16 protein-coding genes and 1 tRNA gene are annotated in these 18,457 nt (G+C 71.0%); 6 read left to right on the plus strand and 11 right to left on the minus strand.

Going from position 1 to position 18,457, the window contains the following annotated elements; translation table 11 throughout:
* Positions 1 to 807, plus strand: a complete 807-nt coding sequence (locus ACF3NH_RS01525) for an ABC transporter permease (RefSeq protein WP_198366083.1) — start codon at positions 1 to 3, stop codon at positions 805 to 807.
* Between the two features lie 4 nt (positions 808 to 811).
* Here the strand turns inward: ACF3NH_RS01525 and ACF3NH_RS01530 are convergent, their stop codons facing one another.
* Together ACF3NH_RS01530 and ACF3NH_RS01535 are read right to left on the minus strand one after the other, a co-directional pair.
* Complete coding sequence (locus ACF3NH_RS01530) at positions 812 to 1,138, minus strand: DUF1330 domain-containing protein (RefSeq protein ID WP_198366082.1); 327 nt, start codon at positions 1,136 to 1,138, stop codon at positions 812 to 814.
* Positions 1,139 to 1,158: 20 nt separating this feature from the next.
* Positions 1,159 to 1,551: a hypothetical protein gene (locus ACF3NH_RS01535; protein WP_422921612.1), complete on the minus strand. Its 393-nt coding sequence runs from the start codon at positions 1,549 to 1,551 to the stop codon at positions 1,159 to 1,161.
* Between the two features lie 133 nt (positions 1,552 to 1,684).
* On the opposite strand from ACF3NH_RS01535, the gene ACF3NH_RS01540 reads away from it, so the two are divergent.
* Positions 1,685 to 2,491 (plus strand): helix-turn-helix domain-containing protein, encoded by an 807-nt coding sequence (locus ACF3NH_RS01540; RefSeq protein WP_422921613.1) that lies wholly within the window; start codon positions 1,685 to 1,687, stop codon positions 2,489 to 2,491.
* Between the two features lie 9 nt (positions 2,492 to 2,500).
* Here ACF3NH_RS01540 and ACF3NH_RS01545 read toward each other — a convergent pair whose 3' ends face one another.
* The 5 genes from ACF3NH_RS01545 to ACF3NH_RS01565 form a co-directional block, all read right to left on the minus strand.
* Positions 2,501 to 2,923 (minus strand): hypothetical protein, encoded by a 423-nt coding sequence (locus ACF3NH_RS01545; protein WP_198366080.1) that lies wholly within the window; start codon positions 2,921 to 2,923, stop codon positions 2,501 to 2,503.
* Positions 2,924 to 3,149: 226 nt separating this feature from the next.
* Positions 3,150 to 3,695, minus strand: a complete 546-nt coding sequence (locus ACF3NH_RS01550) for a GNAT family N-acetyltransferase (protein ID WP_422921614.1) — start codon at positions 3,693 to 3,695, stop codon at positions 3,150 to 3,152.
* A gap of 10 nt (positions 3,696 to 3,705) precedes the next feature.
* Positions 3,706 to 5,385: an energy-dependent translational throttle protein EttA gene (gene ettA, locus ACF3NH_RS01555; protein WP_198366078.1), complete on the minus strand. Its 1,680-nt coding sequence runs from the start codon at positions 5,383 to 5,385 to the stop codon at positions 3,706 to 3,708.
* A gap of 115 nt (positions 5,386 to 5,500) precedes the next feature.
* Positions 5,501 to 5,573: transfer RNA gene (locus ACF3NH_RS01560), tRNA-Ile, on the minus strand.
* Positions 5,574 to 5,634: 61 nt separating this feature from the next.
* Complete coding sequence (locus tag ACF3NH_RS01565; protein ID WP_422921615.1) at positions 5,635 to 6,858, minus strand: E22 family MetX-like putative esterase; 1,224 nt, start codon at positions 6,856 to 6,858, stop codon at positions 5,635 to 5,637.
* Between the two features lie 153 nt (positions 6,859 to 7,011).
* On the opposite strand from ACF3NH_RS01565, the gene ppa reads away from it, so the two are divergent.
* On the plus strand, positions 7,012 to 7,533 hold the full coding sequence (ppa, locus tag ACF3NH_RS01570) for an inorganic diphosphatase (RefSeq protein WP_422921616.1): 522 nt from the start codon (positions 7,012 to 7,014) through the stop codon (positions 7,531 to 7,533).
* Between the two features lie 67 nt (positions 7,534 to 7,600).
* Here the strand turns inward: ppa and ACF3NH_RS01575 are convergent, their stop codons facing one another.
* The 4 genes from ACF3NH_RS01575 to ACF3NH_RS01590 all read right to left on the minus strand — a co-directional run bounded on the left by ACF3NH_RS01575 (position 7,601) and on the right by ACF3NH_RS01590 (position 12,662).
* Complete coding sequence (locus ACF3NH_RS01575; protein WP_422921617.1) at positions 7,601 to 8,176, minus strand: GNAT family N-acetyltransferase; 576 nt, start codon at positions 8,174 to 8,176, stop codon at positions 7,601 to 7,603.
* Positions 8,177 to 8,178: 2 nt separating this feature from the next.
* Positions 8,179 to 10,104, minus strand: a complete 1,926-nt coding sequence (rpoD, locus tag ACF3NH_RS01580) for an RNA polymerase sigma factor RpoD (RefSeq protein ID WP_198366074.1) — start codon at positions 10,102 to 10,104, stop codon at positions 8,179 to 8,181.
* A gap of 194 nt (positions 10,105 to 10,298) precedes the next feature.
* The gene (dnaG, locus tag ACF3NH_RS01585) at positions 10,299 to 12,161 is read right to left on the minus strand and encodes a DNA primase (RefSeq protein ID WP_198366073.1); all 1,863 of its coding nucleotides are present in this window, start codon (positions 12,159 to 12,161) and stop codon (positions 10,299 to 10,301) included.
* A gap of 42 nt (positions 12,162 to 12,203) precedes the next feature.
* Complete coding sequence (locus tag ACF3NH_RS01590; RefSeq protein ID WP_422921618.1) at positions 12,204 to 12,662, minus strand: GatB/YqeY domain-containing protein; 459 nt, start codon at positions 12,660 to 12,662, stop codon at positions 12,204 to 12,206.
* A 233-nt stretch (positions 12,663 to 12,895) separates the two neighbouring features.
* Between ACF3NH_RS01590 and carA the strand changes: the two genes are divergently transcribed.
* The 3 genes from carA to carB are packed head-to-tail and all read left to right on the plus strand — an operon-like array spanning position 12,896 to position 18,408.
* A complete protein-coding gene (carA, locus tag ACF3NH_RS01595; RefSeq protein WP_422921619.1) occupies positions 12,896 to 14,326 on the plus strand; it encodes a glutamine-hydrolyzing carbamoyl-phosphate synthase small subunit in 1,431 nt (476 codons plus the stop codon).
* Positions 14,327 to 14,367: 41 nt separating this feature from the next.
* Positions 14,368 to 15,120, plus strand: coding sequence for an SDR family NAD(P)-dependent oxidoreductase (locus tag ACF3NH_RS01600; protein WP_422921620.1), 753 nt, complete (start codon positions 14,368 to 14,370; stop codon positions 15,118 to 15,120).
* Positions 15,121 to 15,162: 42 nt separating this feature from the next.
* Complete coding sequence (carB, locus tag ACF3NH_RS01605) at positions 15,163 to 18,408, plus strand: carbamoyl-phosphate synthase large subunit (RefSeq protein ID WP_422921621.1); 3,246 nt, start codon at positions 15,163 to 15,165, stop codon at positions 18,406 to 18,408.
* Positions 18,409 to 18,457: the final 49 nt, after the last annotated feature.

Below are 18,457 nucleotides of genomic sequence, written 5' to 3' on the forward strand. Positions count from 1 at the left end.
ATGCCCGGCCGTGCCGCGCGCCTGCTGCTCGGCGCGCTCTTCGCCGCCTTCCTGCTGTTCCTCTACGGCCCGACCATCACCATCGCCATCCTCTCCTTCCAGGGGCCGGATGGCGGGCTGACCTTCCCGATGAACGGTGTCAGCACGGTCTGGTTCACGCGGCTGTTCCAGCCCCAGGCGGTGGGCGACCTCGGCGCCGCCATGCGCCGCACCCTGGCCCTGGCGGCAATGGTCACGGCCTGCACGGTGGTCGTCTCGCTCGCCGCCGGCATGGCCTTCCGCCGCCGCTTCGCCGGCAGCGGCGCGTTGTTCTACCTGACGCTGGCCAGCCTGATCGTGCCCTCGATCCTGGTCTCCCTCGGCATCGGGCTGCTGTTCACGCTGATGGAATGGGAGCCGGCCTGGTATTCCTCGGCCTTCGGCGCGCAGCTCACCTGGACGCTGCCCTTCGGCCTGCTGATCATCTTCGCCGTGTTCAACCGCTTCGACCGCAGCTGGGAGGAGGCGGCGCGCGACCTCGGCGCCACGCCGTGGCAGGGCTTCCGGCACGTCGTGCTGCCGATCATCGCGCCCGGCGTGGTCGGCATCGCCCTGTTCGGCTTCACCCTGTCCTTCGACGAATTCGCCCGCACCCTGCTCACGGCCGGCAGCGGCAACACCCTGCCGCTGGAGATCCTGGGCATGACCACAACGGTGACGACGCCGGTGCTCTACGCGCTCGGCACCGTCTCCACCGCCCTGTCCTTCCTGGTGATCGGCGGCGCCCTGCTCGGGGTGCGGCTGCTGCGCCGGCGGCGCGGCGCCTGAGGCTTCAGGCCCCGCGCAGGATGTCGGCCGCGCGGTGCCCCTCCTCCACCCCGTCGATCAGGAAGACCTCTCCCTTCGCATGGCGCTGGCGGAAGGGCAGGATGGCCCGGTAGGCTGGCGAGGCGTACCAGGCGCGGGCCGCCGCCCGGTCGGGAAAGGCGATGACGATCAGGTCGCGGTCGCACTGCCCTTCCAGCGCCTCCCGCGGCCCGCCATGGATCAGGAAGCGGCCGCCGAAGGGCGCCAGCGTGGCGTCGATCCCTTCGAGGTAGGCCACGATCTCCGGGCCCATCTCCACCGCGTGCAGCAGACCGACGGCATGGCAGGTCATGGCCCGATCCTCCGCGCGCATCAGGCCGCCACCGCCGGGGCGCGCCCGGCCGTGGCCTCCAGCCAGGCCATGATGCCGACGAAGCCCGCCTGGCCCAGCAGGAAGGCCCAGCCCGCCGCGTTGGGGGAGACCAGCCCCAGCAACGGCAGCAGCAGGCTCGCCGCCACCCAGAGCAGGTTGCCGGCCACCACCAGGCGCAGCCCCCAGCGCGGCACGCCGGGCCCGCGCGCCAGCCAGGCCATGAAGGCCGCCACGGGCAGCAGCGCCAGCCCCGCCCCGCTCAGCAGCGCCGGCGGCAATGCCATCCAGCCGCCCAGCGCGGAGGGGGCCGCCAGCAGCACGGCGCCCATGCCGGCGCAGCTCAGCGCATCGAGCCCCAGCAGGGCGCGGAGGGAGGGAATAGGCGTGGTCATGGCAGGCTCCTCGGTCGCTCGCGGCGCCACGGGATGCGGTGCCGGCGGGCCGATGCTGGGCCGGGAGGCGGGAGCGGCGCGATAACCTCGGAGGTCATTGTCGGGCGGCGGGAGGGCTGGCTAGGTTCGGCGCATGATGAGCACGGAGCGTCCCACCGCCGGCGCGCTGCTGCGCCACTGGCGGCAGCAGCGGCGGCTGAGCCAGATGGCGCTGGCGCTGGAGGCCGAGATCTCGCAGCGGCACCTGAGCTACCTGGAAGCCGGCCGCGCCATGCCCAGCCGCGCGATGGTGCTGCACCTGACGGAGCAGCTCCGCGTGCCGCTGCGCGAGCGCAACGCCATCCTGGCCGCGGCGGGCTTCGCGCCGGCCTATGGCGAGCGGCCGTTGCAGGCGCCGGAGCTGGCGGCGGCGTGGCAGGCCGTGGAGCGCATCCTGCATGGCCACATGCCGCATCCGGCGCTGGCGGTGGACCGGCACTGGACCCTGCTCTCGGCCAATGCCGCCGTGTTCCGGCTGCTGGGCGGCCTGTCCGGCCCTCTGATGCAGCCGCCGGTGAACGTGCTGCGCCTCAGCCTGCACCCGGAAGGGCTGGCGCCGCGCATCCTGAACTTCGCCGAGTGGGGCGCGCACCTGCTGGCGCGGCTGGCGCACGAGGTGCAGGCCTCATCGGACGCCGCGCTGCTGCGGCTGCTGGAGGAGCTGAAGGGTTATCCACCGCCGCCGCAGGCGAGAGGCGCCCGGGCGGCGCCGGTGGAGGAGGGCGGCATCGCCGTGCCGCTGCGGCTGGCGGGCGTGGCCGGGCCGCTCAGCTTCCTCAGCACCACGACCGTGTTCGGCACGGCGGTGGATGTGACGCTGTCGGAAGTGACGATCGAGGCCTTCTTCCCGGCCGACGACGCCACCGCCACCGCGATGGCCCGGCTGGCCGCCGCCGGCTGAGGCGCCGGCTCAGAACACCAGGCGCAACCGGGCGAGGCCCAGGAGCGGGCGGCGCTCCTCCCCCGCGGGCGGCTCCGCCCCCGCCGAGATCAGCCCGTCGAGCGACAGCCGGGCGCCGCCGATCTCGGCCAGGCCGAGGCCGGCACCGAGCACGTATTGCGGCCGGGCGTCGAAGACCGGCCGGACCAGGCCGGAGAGCGGCAGGGTGCTGGCCAGGGAGAGGCGGCGGCCGGCGGCGGGACCGGCCAGCGTCGCCACCACGAAGGATTCCCGCCGGGCATAGGGCATGGCGCCTCCGAAAGCGGCGCGCAGCGTGAAGCCGGCCTCGGCCGGAGACAGCGGCTCCACCGACTGGGCGCGAAGGGGCGGGCTGGCGCCCAGCGCCAGGAGGCCGACGAAAAGACCGGTCAGGATGCTGCGGAACGACGACATCAGGCCCCCTCAGGCTCTGGTCCGTTTGCTCCCCGGCCTCCTTATCTTTTGTGCGACGCAGCGACACAAGTGAAAATAAGGCGGGACCGCCTTATTTCATCCAAGCGAAACCTTACATCTCGATCATAATCAATTGAAAAAACTCGATAATCTCGATGGAAAGAATTGTGGCGGGATTGTGTTCATCGTGGGCTGTGACCGCGTCGCCACAATCCTCCCCTTCTCCTCAGCCCCCCTGCTGCGCCAGGGGCGGCGGGGCGCGCAGGCTCTCGAATACCATCATCGGATGGCCCTGGTGCATGAAGCGGCCGCAGGCCCGCAGGCCAAGATCCCCCAGCACCCCGCGGGAGGCCAGGTTGCTCTCCCGCGCCACCGCGATGATGCGCGGCAGCCCGGCGCGATGACCGAAGTCCAGCGCCGCACGGGCCGCCTCCCGCGCATAGCCACGCCCGCGCGACCAGGGCCAGAGGGCGAAGCGCAGCGCCACCCCCCGCCCGTCCGGCCGCTCCATCAGGCCGACGATGCCCAGGAAGGCCTCGTCCTCGCCACGATGCACCGCCCAGGTGCCGTAGCCCCGCACCGACCAGAACTCGATGTCGTCGCGCAACTCCTCCGCTGCCCGCTCGGGCGTGCGGAGGCCGTGCAGCATCAGGCCGAAGGCCGCCTCGTCCCCCTTCAGGGCGACAAGATCGGCCAGATGCCGCGGCTCGACGGGGCGCAGCACCAGGCGGGCGGTGCGCGCCGTGTGCGGGGATTCCACCCGCGCCGGCATGTCCACCGGCTTACCGGGTGAGCGGCCGGTACTTGATCCGGTGCGGCTGATCGGCCGCCGCGCCAAGACGTCGACGTCGGTCGGCCTCGTAGGCCTGGTAGTTGCCCTCGAACCATTCGACGTGGCTGTCGCCCTCGAAGGACATGATGTGCGTGGCCAGCCGGTCGAGGAACCAGCGGTCGTGGCTGATGATCACGGCGCAGCCGGCGAAGTCCTGCAAGGCCTCCTCCAGCGCGCGGAGCGTGTCCACGTCGAGGTCGTTGGTCGGCTCGTCGAGCAGGATGACGTTGTGCGGCTCCTTCAGCATCTTCGCCAGATGCACCCGGTTCCGCTCGCCGCCCGAGAGCACGCCCACCGGCTTCTGCTGGTCGGAGCCCTTGAAGTTGAAGGCGGCGGCATAGGCGCGCGAGGGCACGCTGCGCTTGCCCATGGTGATCAGGTCCTGCCCGTCGGAGATCTCCTGCCAGACGGTCCGCTTGTCATCCAGCGTGTCGCGCGACTGGTCGACATAGCCGAGGGAGACGGTCTCGCCGATCCGCAGCGTGCCGCCATCCGGCTTCTCCTTGCCGGTGATCATCTTGAACAGGGTGGACTTGCCGGCGCCGTTCGGGCCGATGACGCCGACGATGCCGCCGGGCGGCAGCTTGAAGGACAGGCCGTCGATCAGCAGGTTGTTGCCGAAGCCCTTGCGCAGATCCTCGGCCTCGATGACCGTGTTGCCCAGCCGCGGGGCGGGCGGGATCTGGATCTCGGTGGGGTCGGGCGCGCGCTCCTGGCTCTTGGCCAGCAGCTCCTCATAGGCCTGGATGCGCGCCTTGCTCTTGGCCTGGCGGGCGGCGGGGCTGCGGCCAATCCACTCCTGCTCCTCGGCGAGCTGGCGCTGGCGGGTGCTCTCCTCCTTCTCCTCCTGCTGCAGCCGCTTGCGCTTGGCGGCGAGATAGGCGGAGTAGTTGCCCTCATACGGGATGCCGCGGCCGCGATCGACCTCGAGGATCCAGTTGGTGACGTTGTCGAGGAAGTAGCGGTCGTGGGTGACGATCAGCACCGCGCCCTGGTACTCGCGCAGCGTCTTCTCCAGCCAGGACACGCTCTCGGCGTCGAGGTGGTTGGTCGGCTCGTCGAGCAGCAGGAGGTCGGGCTTCTCCAGCAGCAGCTTGCAGAGCGCGACGCGGCGCCGCTCGCCGCCCGAGAGGTTGGTCACCGGGCTGTCGGCGGGCGGGCAGCGCAGCGCGTCGAGGGCGATGTCGATGGTGCGGTCCAGATCCCAGCCATTGGCGGCGTCGATCCGCTCCTGCAGCTCGGCCTGCTCGGCGAGGAGGGTGTTCATCTCCTCCTCGCTCATCTCCTCGGCGAACTTCATCGAGATCTCGTTGAAGCGCTCCAGATCCGCCGCCAGCGAACCGAAGGCGTCGCGGACGTTCTCGCCCACCGTCTTGTCCGGGTCGAGATGCGGCTCCTGCGGCAGGTAGCCGACCTTGACGCCCTCGGCCGCCCAGGCCTCGCCGCCGAACTCGCGGTCCATGCCCGCCATGATCCGCATCAGCGTGGACTTGCCGGCGCCGTTCGGGCCGAGCACGCCGATCTTGGCGGTGGGCAGGAAGGAGAGGGTGATGCCTTTGAAGATCTCGCGCCCGCCCGGGTAGGACTTGGTGAGATCCTTCATCACGTAGACGTACTGGTGAGCGGCCATGGTCGGACATATCCCGGGGCAGAGGTTCGGCCCCGGTTCTAGCCAGCATGGCGCCGCGCGCCAAGCGTAAGGGTTTCCCCGCGCCCTTCCCTGCCCCCTCCCCTGCCCCCTCCCCTGCGCCCGGCAGGACTCGAACCCGCAACCAAGCCGTTATGAGCGGCCCGCTCTGACCATTGAGCTACGGGCGCGCCGGGAGGGCGGGGGCGGCGAATTCGCGCCCCTTCCGGCCAAGAGCTAGACCGGCGGCGCTCAGGCGGCAAGGAAGCCGCGAATGGCCTCTCCCGCCTGGGCGATGTTGGCCACGCCCTCCAGATGCCCGAGCCCGCCCGAAAGCTCGGCCTCCTGCACCGCCTGGCCGGCGGCGCGCAGCCCGGCCACCAGCTCGCGGCTGTATTCGAGGGGGAAGACCCGGTCGCCCCGGCTGGGCACGACCAGCCAGCGCGCCCGGCTGCGCGCCAGGGCCTCCGCCGTGCTGCCGTACTCGCTCAGGAAGAGCTGGTTGGCGCGCACCAGGTAGAGGAAGGAATTGGCGTCCGAGAGCCGCGCCCGCGCCGCCGCCGCGCCCTCCAGCCAGGTCTCGATGGCGTAGCGGTCCTGGATGCGCCGCGCCGGGTCCTGCCCCTCGGCGGGGCGGCGGCCGAACTGCGCCGCCGCCCAGCCGCGGTCGCGCGAATGCAGCGTCACGAGCTTCAGCGCCTCGGTCAGGCCGCGGATCGGCGGGTCGCGCCCCTGGGTGTAGTAGTCGCCGCCCCGCCAGTTCGGATCGGTGCGGATCGGCGCCGCCCAGAGGTCGAGCCAGCCCAGCATCCAGGCATCCATCTCCCCGGTGCCGATCACCGGCATGGCGCGCTCGACCATCTCGGGATAGGCCGCCGCCCATTCGATGACCTGCAGCGACCCCATGCTCGGCCCGGCGACCAGGGCCAGCCGCCTCACGCCCAGATGCTCCAGCAGCCGCTTCTGCACCTCGACGAAGTCGCGGATCGAGACCACCGGGAAGCTCATGCCCCAGGGCCGGCCGGTCGAGGGGTTCACCGAGGCGGGGCCGGTGGTCACGGTGTAGCGGTCGGGGGCGTTGAGATTCACCAGGCTGTCCGCGGCGACGACGAAGTAGCGGTCGGTGTCGATCGGGCGGCCGGGGCCGATGACGGCGTCCCACCAGCCGAGCGGCCCGTCCGGGTCGTTACGGCCGAAGGCCTGGCCGTTGCCGCTGAAGAAATGCGTGATCAGCACGGCGTTGTCGCCGGCGGCGTTGAGCCTGCCGGCGGTCTGGTAGCCGGTGCGGATGGCCGGCAGGGTGGCGCCACCGCGCGTCGTGTAGCCCTGGACGGTGAAGTCGCGGCGCGGCACCGGCGGCGCGGCCTCCTGCGCCCCGGCACTCCGCCCCGGCCCGGCAGCGGCCAGGGCGAGACCCACGGGAAGACCCAGGGGAAGACCCAGGCTGGTGGCCAGCAGGCGGCGGCGGGTGGTCATGCTCGTATCCTCCGGCCGCCATGCTGCGCGACCGGCCGGGGGCCCGGCAAGGGCCCAGACGCCCAGGCATCCCAACCCGGCCTCCCGCATGGACGCCGCCGCCGCCCCCTGCTAACAGCCGTGGCTCCGACGCCAGATGATGGATGGCCCCTTATGGACGTGACCAAGCTCTCCACCGGCAAGAACCCGCCGCACGACATCAACGTCGTGATCGAGATCCCGCAGGGCAGCTCGGTGAAGTACGAGGTGGACAAGGAGAGCGGCGCCGTCATCGTCGATCGCTTCCTGTTCACCCCGATGGCCTATCCGGCCGCCTATGGCTTCGTCCCCGGCACCCTGGCCGATGACGGCGACCCGTCCGACGCCCTGGTCCTGGTGCCCGCCCAGGTGGTGCCCGGCGCGGTGATCCGCGCCCGGCCGATCGGCGTGCTGTTCATGGAGGATGAGAGCGGCCAGGACGAGAAGCTCATCTGCGTGCCGCACGACAAGATCTCCCTCGTCTTCACCGAGGTGAAGGAGATGGACGACCTGCCGAAGATCACCCGCGACATGATCGAGCACTTCTTCACCCGCTATAAGGACCTGGAGCCCGGCAAGTGGGTGAAGGTGAAGGGCTGGGGCGACGCCGCCCAGGCGGCCGAGATCCTGACCCGCCAGATCGCCGCGGCGAAGTAACGGGCCCCGGCCGGGCGGGGGGGATGACGGCGGTGCCTCTCCCCACCGGCCAGGGGGCGGGGCCGGGTCAGGCCAGCAGCCGCTCCGGCACCTTCAGGCCGAGGCGCAGCGGCACCGGCCAGACCTCCCGCACCGTCCGCAGCCGGGTGAAGCCCGCCGCCAGGTAGTTCGGCAGGGCGCGGGCATGGTCGGCGGTGCAGGTGTTGACCGTGACCAGCGAGCCGCCCTCGGCCCAGGCGGCATCCACCGCCGCGCGCAGGAAGGCCTTGCCGAGCCCGCGGCCCACCGCATGCGGCAGCAGCCCGAAATAGGCGATGTTGGTCTGGCCTGCGGCGGCGCGGTGCTCCAGCTCGAAGAAGCCCGCCGGCTCGCCGCCCTCGTAGAGCACATGGATGGAGACGCCCGGATCGGCCAGGATGGCGGCGATCTCGGCGTCGCTGGCGGCCCGGCGCAGCCACCAGACGTAATCCTGCCCCACGGTGTTGTAGAGGTAGCGGTAGAAGGCCACGCTGCACCGCGCCAGGCGCTCCAGCCGCAGCCCGGCGGGCAGGGCGGGCGCCGCTTCCCGGGGCGGGGCGGCCATGCGCAGGAAGGTGACATCCACCACCACCCGCTGCGCCGGCTCGACCAGGGACAGGGCCATCCTCAGCTGTCCAGGAAGGAGCGCAGCTTCCGGCTGCGGCTCGGGTGCTTGAGCTTGCGCAGCGCCTTGGCCTCGATCTGGCGGATGCGCTCGCGCGTCACGTTGAACTGCTGCCCGACCTCCTCCAGCGTGTGGTCGGTGTTCATGCCGATGCCGAAGCGCATCCGCAGCACGCGCTCCTCACGCGGCGTCAGGCTCGACAGGACGCGGGTGGTGGCCTCGCGCAGGTTCGACTGGATGGCGGCATCGAGCGGGATGATGGCCGCCTTGTCCTCGATGAAGTCGCCGAGGTGGCTGTCCTCCTCGTCGCCGATCGGCGTCTCGAGGCTGATCGGCTCCTTGGCGATCTTGAGGACCTTGCGGACCTTCTCCAGCGGCATGCCGAGCTTCTCGGCCAGCTCTTCCGGCTGCGGCTCGCGGCCGATCTCGTGCAGCATCTGGCGGCTGGTCCGCACCAGCTTGTTGATCGTTTCGATCATGTGGACGGGGATGCGGATGGTGCGCGCCTGGTCGGCGATGGAGCGGGTGATCGCCTGGCGGATCCACCAGGTGGCGTAGGTGCTGAACTTGTAGCCGCGGCGGTATTCGAACTTGTCCACCGCCTTCATCAGGCCGATGTTGCCCTCCTGGATCAGGTCCAGGAACTGCAGGCCGCGATTGGTGTACTTCTTGGCGATGGAGATCACGAGGCGCAGGTTGGCCTCGATCATCTCCTTCTTCGCCTGGGTCATGTCGCGCTCGCCGCGGCTGACCGTGGCATAGACCCGCTTGAACTCGCCGACCGGCAGGCCGGTCAGCGCCGCGGTCTGGCCGATCTGGCCGCGGATCTGCTCCGCCTCGGCGCGCGAGCGCTCGACGAAGTTCTTCCAGGATTTCTGCGGCAGGGCCGCGATGCGCTCGAACCAGGCCGGGTCGATCTCCGCGCCGCGCCAGTGGTCCAGGAAGTCGTCCCGCTTGACCTTGCTGGCCTCGGCCAGGCGCAGCACCTGCCCCTCCAGCCCGGTGATGCGGCGGTTCAGCCCCTTGAGCTGGTCCACCAGCTCCTCGATCCGGTTGTTGTGCAGCTGCACCCGCTGCACCAGCGCGACCAGCTCCTGGCGCTGCCGCTCATAGGTCTTCTCGGTGCGGGCGGCGAACTCCTCGCCGGCCGTATAGGCCTCCATCCGCTTCGACTGCAGCTTCTGCAGCTTGGTGTAGAGGTCCTCGATGGCCTCGAAGGTCGCCAGCGCCTCGGGCTTCAGCTTCTCTTCCAGGGCGGAGAGGGAGAGGCCCATGCCCTCGCCTTCCTCGCCCTCCTCGAACTCCTCCGCCTCGGCGGCGGGCGGCACGTCGGGGCTGTCGGCGGCGTTGGTCGCCTCGAGGTCGATCACGTCGCGCAGCAGCATGCGGCCGTCCTTGACCGCCTCGTGCCAGGTGAGGATGGCCTGGAAGGTGAGCGGGCTCTCGCAGAGCCCGCCGATCATCGCGTCCCGCCCCGCCTCGATGCGCTTGGCGATGGCGATCTCGCCCTCGCGGGACAGCAGCTCGACGCTGCCCATCTCGCGCAGGTACATGCGGACGGGATCGTCGGTCCGGCCGAGGCTTTCCTCGTTGACGTTGCCGGAGCTGTCCTCCTCCTCCTCTTCCTCCTCGCCCTCCGCCTTGGCGGCGGGCTTGGCGGCGGCGGTCTCGGTGTCCTCGGGCTCCTCGGCCTCCACCACATTGACGCCGAGATCGCTCAGCATCGCCATGGTGTCCTCGATGAATTCGGAGGAGACCTGGCTGTCCGGCAGCGCCTGGTTGAACTCGTCATAGGTGACGTAGCCGCGCTCCTTGCCGCGCACGACCAGCTTCTTGACCGCCGCCGCGACCGTGTCGAGGAGCGCCCCCTCGACGGCCTCATCGCGGTTCTCGACCGTGTCGGTGCTGTTCGCGACCTTGCTCGCCATGCCGATCCGCTCCGTCTGACGCTGTCCGGCAGCCCGCGAGGACAACCGGAACTCTCGTCTGGGTCCCAGGGCCCCGCCGTAGCGGGGGCCGAATACCGCGCCGGGTTGCACCCCCGATCGCCGCCTCCATCCGGGGCCATAACGCCCCCGCACCCCGCAGCACAAGAGCACCCCGGAGATTGCCACGCCCCCGTTCAGCCGCCCTCGCCGGCGGTCTCGTCCTCCATCTCGCCGCGCCGCTGCGCCGCCAGCAATTCGTTCAGACGGATCAGGCGCCGTTGCGCCGCCGCATCGCCCGAGGCGGCGAAGTCGCGGGCCGCCTCCTGCCGCTCCTGCAGCAGCGCGGCCTCGCCCCGGAAGCGGCCGAAGAAGTGCCACCAGGCCTCGGCCACCGCCTTGGGCAGGGCATCGGCCGCGGCGGCGGCCGGCATGCCGTCGAAGCGCCGCACCCAGTCGAGCCCCTCCGGCTCGGCCTGCCGCAGGTGCCCGGCCAGGGCCTCGGGGTCCGGCGCCTCCGCCCCGCCATGCCAGGCGAGAAGGACGCCGCGCAGCCGGTCCGGCAGGCCGGAGGGCAGGTCGAGCTGCCCCAGCGCCTCCTCCACCTCGGCCAGCAGCCAGGGATGGGCCACGACCAGCGCCAGCAGGCAGCGCGCCTGCTCCAGCCGCACCCGGGCGGGGTCGATGTCCGGGCGGGGCAGGTTGAGCGGCGGCGGGGCGCCCCAGCCCTGGCGCCCGCCCGCCCGCCCCATCTCCCGACCGGCCGCGCGGGAGACAGGCCGGGCGGGCGCGGCGCGGCGGCCCTCCTCGAAGAAGCGGTCGAGCAGCTGCCGGCGGTACTCGGCGCCGAGGATCTTGTCCGGGATGCTCCCGGCGGCGGCGACCAGCCGGTGCCGCAGCGCCGCCCGCGCCTCGGGCGAGGCGCCGGGGGATTGCGCCGCCAGCATGTCGTAGAGCACCGAGGAGAGCGGCCGTGCCGCGTCCAGCACGGCCTGGAAGGCGCGCGCGCCCCCCTTCCCCACCAGCGTGTCCGGATCCTCCCCCGCCGGCAGGGTGACGAAGCCCAGCCGGCGCTCGGGGCTGTCGAGCATCGGCAGGGCCAGCTCGATGGCGGTGCGGGCGGCGGCCCGGGCGCCGGCGGCGTCGCCGTCGAAGCAGAGCACGGGCTGCGGCGTCAGGCGCCACAGCGTGGTGAGCTGTTCCTCCGTGAGCGCCGTGCCGAGCGGGGCGACGGCGCCGCCGAAGCCCGCCTGGTGCAGGGCGATGACATCCATGTAGCCCTCCACCACCACCACCGGCGCGCCGCGGAAGGCGGCGTCGCGCGCCAGGTCGATGCCGTAGAGGTTGCGCCGCTTGGAGAACAGCCCGGTCTCCGGCCCGTTGACGTATTTCGGCTGCCCGTCGCCCAGCAGGCGGCCGCCGAAGGAGACGATGCGGCCGCGCCGGTCGCGGATCGGGAACATCACCCGGTTGAAGAACAGGTCGGTGGGCGCCGCCTCGTCCTCGCCGGCCCGCATCAGCCCGGCCTCGACGAGCTGGCGCGGCTCGATGCCCTGCGGCTTCAGGTCCGCCGCCAGGGCGCCGCGCCCGCCGCCGGACCAGCCGAGGCCGAACCGGCGGATGGTCTCCTCGGTCAGCCCCCGGCGCCGCAGGTAGTCGAGCCCGGCGCGGCCCTCCGGCAGGCGCAGCCGGCGCTGGAAGGCCTCCGCGGCGGCCTCCATGACGGCATGCAGGTCGCGCTGCCGCGCCTCCCGCCGGGCCTGTTGCGGGGTCGCCTTCGGCACCTCCATCCCGGCCTCGGAGGCCAGCCGCTCCACCGCCTCGGGAAAGCTCGCGCCCTGGCTCTGCATGACATAGGCGATGGCATCGCCATGCGCGCCGCAGCCGAAGCAGTGGTAGTGGTCGTCATAGACGTAGAAGGAGGGGGTCTTCTCGCCGTGGAAGGGGCAGCAGCCGCGCCAGTTCCGCCCGGCCCGGGTCAGCCGGACATTGCGCCCGATCAGTCCCGGGAGCGGCGTGCGGAGGCGGAGCTCCTCCAGGAAATCGGGCGGAAGCGACATGGCGGTCCACCCTTAATGGGTTCACCGCCCCGATGCACGGCCTCAGCCGCCCAGCGCCGCCTTCACCATCGGCCCCGCCTTGGCCATGTCCATCGTCGCGGCGTGCCGCGCCTTCAGCGCCGCCATCACCTTGCCCATGTCCTTCACCGAGACGGCGCCGGTCTCGGCCACGGCGGCGGCCACCGCCTCGCGCATCGCCGCCTCGTCCATCTGCTGCGGCAGGAAGCCCTCGATCACCGCGATCTCGGCCGCCTCCTTCTCCGCCAGCTCGGGACGGTTGCCCTGGCGGTACATCGCCTCGCTCTCGCGCCGGCTCTTCACCATGCCGCGCAGCATGGCGACGATCTGCTCCTCCGGCACCTGCTCCACCCCGGCCGGACGCGCGGCGATGTCGGTGTCCTTCAGCTTCGCCAGGATCATGCGGATGGCGGAGGTCCGCGCCGCGTCCTTGGTCAGCATGGCGGCCTTCAGGCTCTCGGTGAAGCGCGCGCGCAGGCTCATCGGTCTTCTCCTTCTCGCGGCCGGCTCGCCGGGAGGTGAGGCCGGCCGGCCCTGATGCGGGGCTATAAAGCCCGCCCGCCCCGGCAGGACAATGGTGAAGGGCGACACACAGCCTCGTCGCCTGGGAAAATTCTTCCCAGAAATTTTTCCCCTATCTGCCTGACGGACGAAGAGTCATCGAACTGCCTCAAGGAATCCTTGTTTTGGGAAATTTTTTCCCAGATAACCGCTCCATGCGGACCGTGGAAGACATCCTTGCCCTGATGGGTGGCGCCGAGGCGGTGGCCAAGGCCTGTGGCGTCGGCACCGAGGCCGTGCGCAAGTGGCGACAGGCCCGCGCCATCCCGCCCAAGCACTGGGCCGCCCTCAGCGCCGCCTCGGGCCTGCCGCTGGCCGTCCTGGCCGCCACCAGCCAGGACATGCCCCCCGCCCCGCAACCCGACCCGAGCCCGGAGACGACGAGCATGGCCGCTGCGACCCCGACCCCCGACGCGTCCGGCACCCCGCCGGGCCAGCCGCCGGCGGGCGCCACCGCGGTCCTGGTGCTGGCCGATGGCAGCGTCTTCTGGGGCGTGGGCTTCGGCGCGCGGACGGCGAGCGTCGGGGAGATCTGCTTCAACACCGGCATGACGGGCTATCAGGAAACCCTGACCGATCCCTCCTATGCCGGGCAGATCATCACCTTCACCTTCCCGCATATCGGCAATGTCGGCGCCAATGCGGAGGACAGCGAGAGCATCACCCCCGCCGCGCGCGGCCTGGTGGTCAAGCTCGACCTGACCGAGCCGGCCAATTACCGCGCCACCCGCCACCTGGACGACTGGCTGAAGAGCCACGGCATCCCCGGCATCGCCGGGGTGGACACGCGGGCGCTGACCACCCGCATCCGCGACGGCGGCGCGCCGAACGGCGTGCTGGCCTATCCGGCGGATGGCCGCTTCGACCTCGCGGCCCTGAAGGCGCAGGCCGCCGGCTGGCCCGGGCTCGAGGGCATGGACCTGGCGCGCGAGGTCTCCTGCCGCCAGCCCTATGCCTGGGAGGAGGGCCTCTGGTCCTGGGGCCAGGGCTTCGAGAATAACCCGGTGCGCAGGCATAAGGTGGTCGCCGTGGATTATGGCGCCAAGCGCAACATCCTGCGCTGCCTGGCCGATGCCGGCTGCGCCGTGACGGTGCTGCCCGCCACCGCCACCGCGGAGGAGATCCTGCGCCATCAGCCGGACGGCGTCTTCCTCTCCAACGGCCCGGGCGACCCGGCGGCGACCGGCGCCTATGCCGTGCCGGCCATCCGCGGCGTGCTGGAGGCCGGCACCCCGGTCTTCGGCATCTGCCTCGGCCACCAGCTCCTGGCGCTGGCGCTGGGCGCCCGGACCTACAAGCTGGAGCGCGGCCATCGCGGCGCCAACCAGCCGGTCAAGGACCTGGCGACGGGCAAGGTGGAGATCACCAGCCAGAACCACGGCTTCGCGGTGGACGAGAAGTCCCTCCCCTCCGGGGTGCGGGTGACGCATGTCAGCCTCTTCGACGGCTCGAACGAGGGCATCGCCGCGAGCGACCGCCCGGCCTTCTCCGTGCAGTATCACCCCGAGGCCAGCCCGGGCCCGAGCGACAGTCACTATCTCTTCCACCGCTTTGTCGAGATGATCGAGAAGCACAAGGCGGCCTGAAGCGCGGGGCCGCCGCGAGAGGGAGAGCAGGAATGTCTGGGATGTTCGATCTGACCGGGCGCGTCGCCCTGGTCACGGGCGGCAATGGCGGCATCGGGCTCGGCATGGCGCGCGGCCTCGCCGCGGCCGGGGCGCGGGTCATCGTGGTCGGCCGCAATCCGGACAAGAACGCCGCGGCCGTGGCGGAGCTGGGCCAGGGCGCCTTCGCGCTCGAGGCCGATCTCAGCCGGCCCGGCGAGCCGGCGCGGGTCATGCAGGCGGCACTGGCCGAGACCAGCGGGCAGCTCGACATCCTGGTGAACAACGCCGGCACCAACATCCGCCGCCTGCCGCAGGACGTGACCGACGAGGACTGGGCGGCGGTGATCGACATCAACCTGACCAGCGCCATGCGCCTGACGCGCGAGGCCTATCCGGCGTTGAAGGCCAGCGGCCATGGCCGCGTCCTCTGCATCGGCTCGATGATGTCGATCTTCGGCCTGCCGCTCTCCCCGGCCTATGGCGCCAGCAAGGGCGGCATCGTGCAGTACACGCGCTCCCTCGCGGTCGCCTGGGGGCCGGACGGCATCACCGCCAACGCCATCCTGCCCGGCTGGATCGAGACCGATCTGACCGCCGGCGCCAAGCGCGACATCCCGACGCTGAACGACAGCGTGCTCGCCCGCACGCCGCAGAAGCGCTGGGGCAGGCCCGGCGACTTCGGCGGCATCGCCGCCTTCCTGGCGAGCGACGCCGCCGCCTTCATCACCGGCACCGCCATCCCCGTGGATGGCGGAATGTCCGTCCACGGCTGATCCCGGCCCCCGGCCGGCACTTTCGCAGATAGGGTCCCCCCGATGCCGAAGCGTACCGACATCAAGTCCATCCTGATCATCGGGGCCGGCCCCATCGTCATCGGCCAGGCCTGCGAGTTCGACTATTCCGGCGCGCAGGCCTGCAAGGCGCTGCGGGCGGAGGGCTACCGGGTGGTCCTGGTGAACTCCAACCCCGCCACCATCATGACCGACCCCGGCCTGGCGGACGCGACCTATATCGAGCCGATCACGGTCGAGATGGTCGAGAAGATCATCGCCAAGGAGCGCCCCGATGCGCTGCTGCCCACCATGGGCGGGCAGACCGCGCTGAACACCGCGCTGAAGCTGGCCGAGGCCGGGGTGCTGGAGAAGTACGGCTGCGAGCTGATCGGCGCCAAGGCCGAGGTGATCGACAAGGCCGAGGACCGGCTGAAGTTCCGCGATGCCATGACCAAGATCGGCATCGAGAGCCCGCGCTCGGCCATCGCGCACACGATGGAGGAGGCGCGCGCCGGGCTGGAGGAGGTCAAGCTCCCCTGCGTCATCCGCCCCTCCTTCACGCTGGGCGGCACGGGCGGCGGCATCGCCTACAACCGCGAGGAGTTCGAGCAGATCGTCTCCGCCGGCCTCAGCGCCTCCATGACCAGCGAGGTGCTGATCGAGGAAAGCGTGCTGGGCTGGAAGGAGTACGAGATGGAGGTGGTCCGCGACAGCGCGGACAACTGCATCATCGTCTGCTCCATCGAGAACCTGGACCCGATGGGCGTGCACACGGGCGATTCCGTGACCGTCGCCCCGGCGCTGACGCTGACCGACAAGGAATACCAGCGCATGCGCGATGCCTCCATCGCCTGCCTGCGCGAGATCGGCGTCGATACCGGCGGCTCCAACGTGCAGTTCGGTGTGAACCCCGCCGATGGCCGCATGGTGGTCATCGAGATGAACCCGCGCGTCTCGCGCTCCTCCGCGCTCGCCTCCAAGGCCACCGGCTTCCCGATCGCCAAGATCGCCGCCAAGCTCGCCGTCGGCTACACGCTGGACGAGCTGAAGAACGACATCACCATGGTGACGCCGGCGAGCTTCGAGCCGACCATCGACTATGTCGTCATCAAGATCCCCCGCTTCACCTTCGAGAAGTTCCCCGGCACGCCGGCGACGCTGACGACCTCGATGAAGTCGGTGGGCGAGGCGATGGCCATCGGCCGCTCCTTCAATGAGGCGCTGCAGAAGGGGCTGCGCTCGCTGGAGACCGGCCTCTCCGGTCTCGACGACATCGGCAATCCCGGCGACGGCTCGAAGGAGGCGCATATCGCCTCGCTGGCCACGCCGAAGCCCGACCGCGTGCTGGACGTGGCGCAGGCCTTCCGCGCCGGCCTGACGGTCGAGGAGATCCACCAGGCCTGCAAGTTCGAGCCCTGGTTCCTGCGCGAGATCGAGAAGATCGTCCGCGCCGAGGAGGCGGTGCGCGCCGATGGCCTGCCGCGGGACGCGACCGGGCTGCGCCGCCTGAAGGCCATGGGTTTCTCCGACCGGCGCCTCGCCGTGCTGTCGGGCCAGGCCGAGGCGGCGGTGCAGGCGCTGCGCGAGCGGCTCGGCGTGCTGCCGGTCTACAAGCGCATCGACACCTGCGCGGCCGAGTTCGCCTCCGACACGCCCTATATGTACTCGACCTACGAGGGCGGCTTCGGCACGCCGGTCTGCGAAAGCCGGCCGACGGAGAGGAAGAAGATCATCATCCTGGGCGGCGGTCCCAACCGCATCGGCCAGGGCATCGAGTTCGACTATTGCTGCGTCCATGCCTGCTACGCGCTGCGCGACGCGGGCTTCGAGACCATCATGGTCAACTGCAACCCCGAGACAGTCTCCACCGACTACGACACCTCCGACCGCCTGTATTTCGAGCCGCTCACCGCCGAGGACGTGATCAGCCTGATCCGCCGCGAGCAGGAGAAGGGCGAGGTGCTGGGCTGCATCGTGCAGTATGGCGGCCAGACGCCGCTGAAGCTCTCCCAGGCGCTGCACAAGGCGGGCATCCCCATCCTCGGCACCTCGGCCGAGGCGATCGACATCGCCGAGGACCGCGAGCGCTTCCAGCAGCTGCTGAAGGGTCTCGGCCTGAAGCAGCCGCAGAACGGCATCGTCCGCACGCTGGACGAGGCGGTGGAGGAGGCCGAGCGCATCGGCTACCCCGTCGTCGTCCGCCCCTCCTACGTGCTCGGCGGCCGCGCGATGGAGATCGCCTACAACAAGGAGCAGCTGCTGCGCTTCGGGCAGGAGGCGGTGAAGGTCTCGGGCGAGAACCCGATCCTGATCGACCAGTACCTGCAGGACGCCATCGAGGTCGATGTGGACTGCATCGCCGACGAGGCGGGCGAGGTCTATGTCGCGGGCGTCATGGAGCATATCGAGGAGGCCGGCATCCATTCCGGCGACAGCGCCTGCTCCCTGCCGCCCTATTCCCTCTCGCCGGCCATCATCACCGAGCTGAAGGCGGAGACCGAGGCGATGGCCAAGGCCCTCAAGGTCAAGGGCCTGATGAACGTGCAGTACGCGGTGAAGGACAACGAGATCTATGTGCTCGAGGTCAATCCCCGCGCCTCGCGCACCGTGCCTTTCGTCGCCAAGGCCACGGGCGTGCCGGTGGCCAAGATCGGCGCCCGCGTCATGGCCGGCGCGAGGCTCGCCGAATTCACGCTGGATGACGAGGCGATCAGCCGCCACGTCGCGGTGAAGGAGGCCGTGTTCCCCTTCAACCGCTTCCCCAACGTCGATGTCATCCTCGGTCCCGAGATGAAGTCCACCGGCGAGGTGATGGGCCTCGACGCCTCCTTCGAGCGCGCCTTCGCCAAGTCCCAGCTCGGCGCCGGGGTGAAGCTGCCTGAGGCCGGCACCGCCTTCCTCTCGGTCAAGGACAGCGACAAGAAGTCGGTCATCTCGCTCGCCCGCCGGCTGAACGAGATGGGCTTCCAGGTGATGGCGACGCGCGGCACCGCGGCGGCGCTGCGCGAGGCCGGGCTCGGCGTCTCGGTGGTGAACAAGGTGATGGAGGGGCGGCCGCATTGCGTGGACGCCATCCGCAACGGCGAGATCCAGCTCGTCATCAACACCACCGGCTCCGGCCGCGCGGTGGCCGACAGCTTCGACATCCGCCGCGGCGCCCTGACCCAGGGCGTGCCGCACTACACCACCATGGCGGGCGCCCGCGCGGCAGTGCACGCCATCGCCGCGCTCCGGGCCGGAACCCTTGATGTGGCGCCGCTCCAGGCCTATTTTCCTCCTTCGTTCTGAAACAGAACGATCATTCGCGGGGCGGGGGCGGGTCCGGGTCGGACCCGGG

The sequence above is a fragment of the Pseudoroseomonas sp. WGS1072 genome, assembly GCF_049340465.1.
Classification (GTDB): domain Bacteria; phylum Pseudomonadota; class Alphaproteobacteria; order Acetobacterales; family Acetobacteraceae; genus Pseudoroseomonas.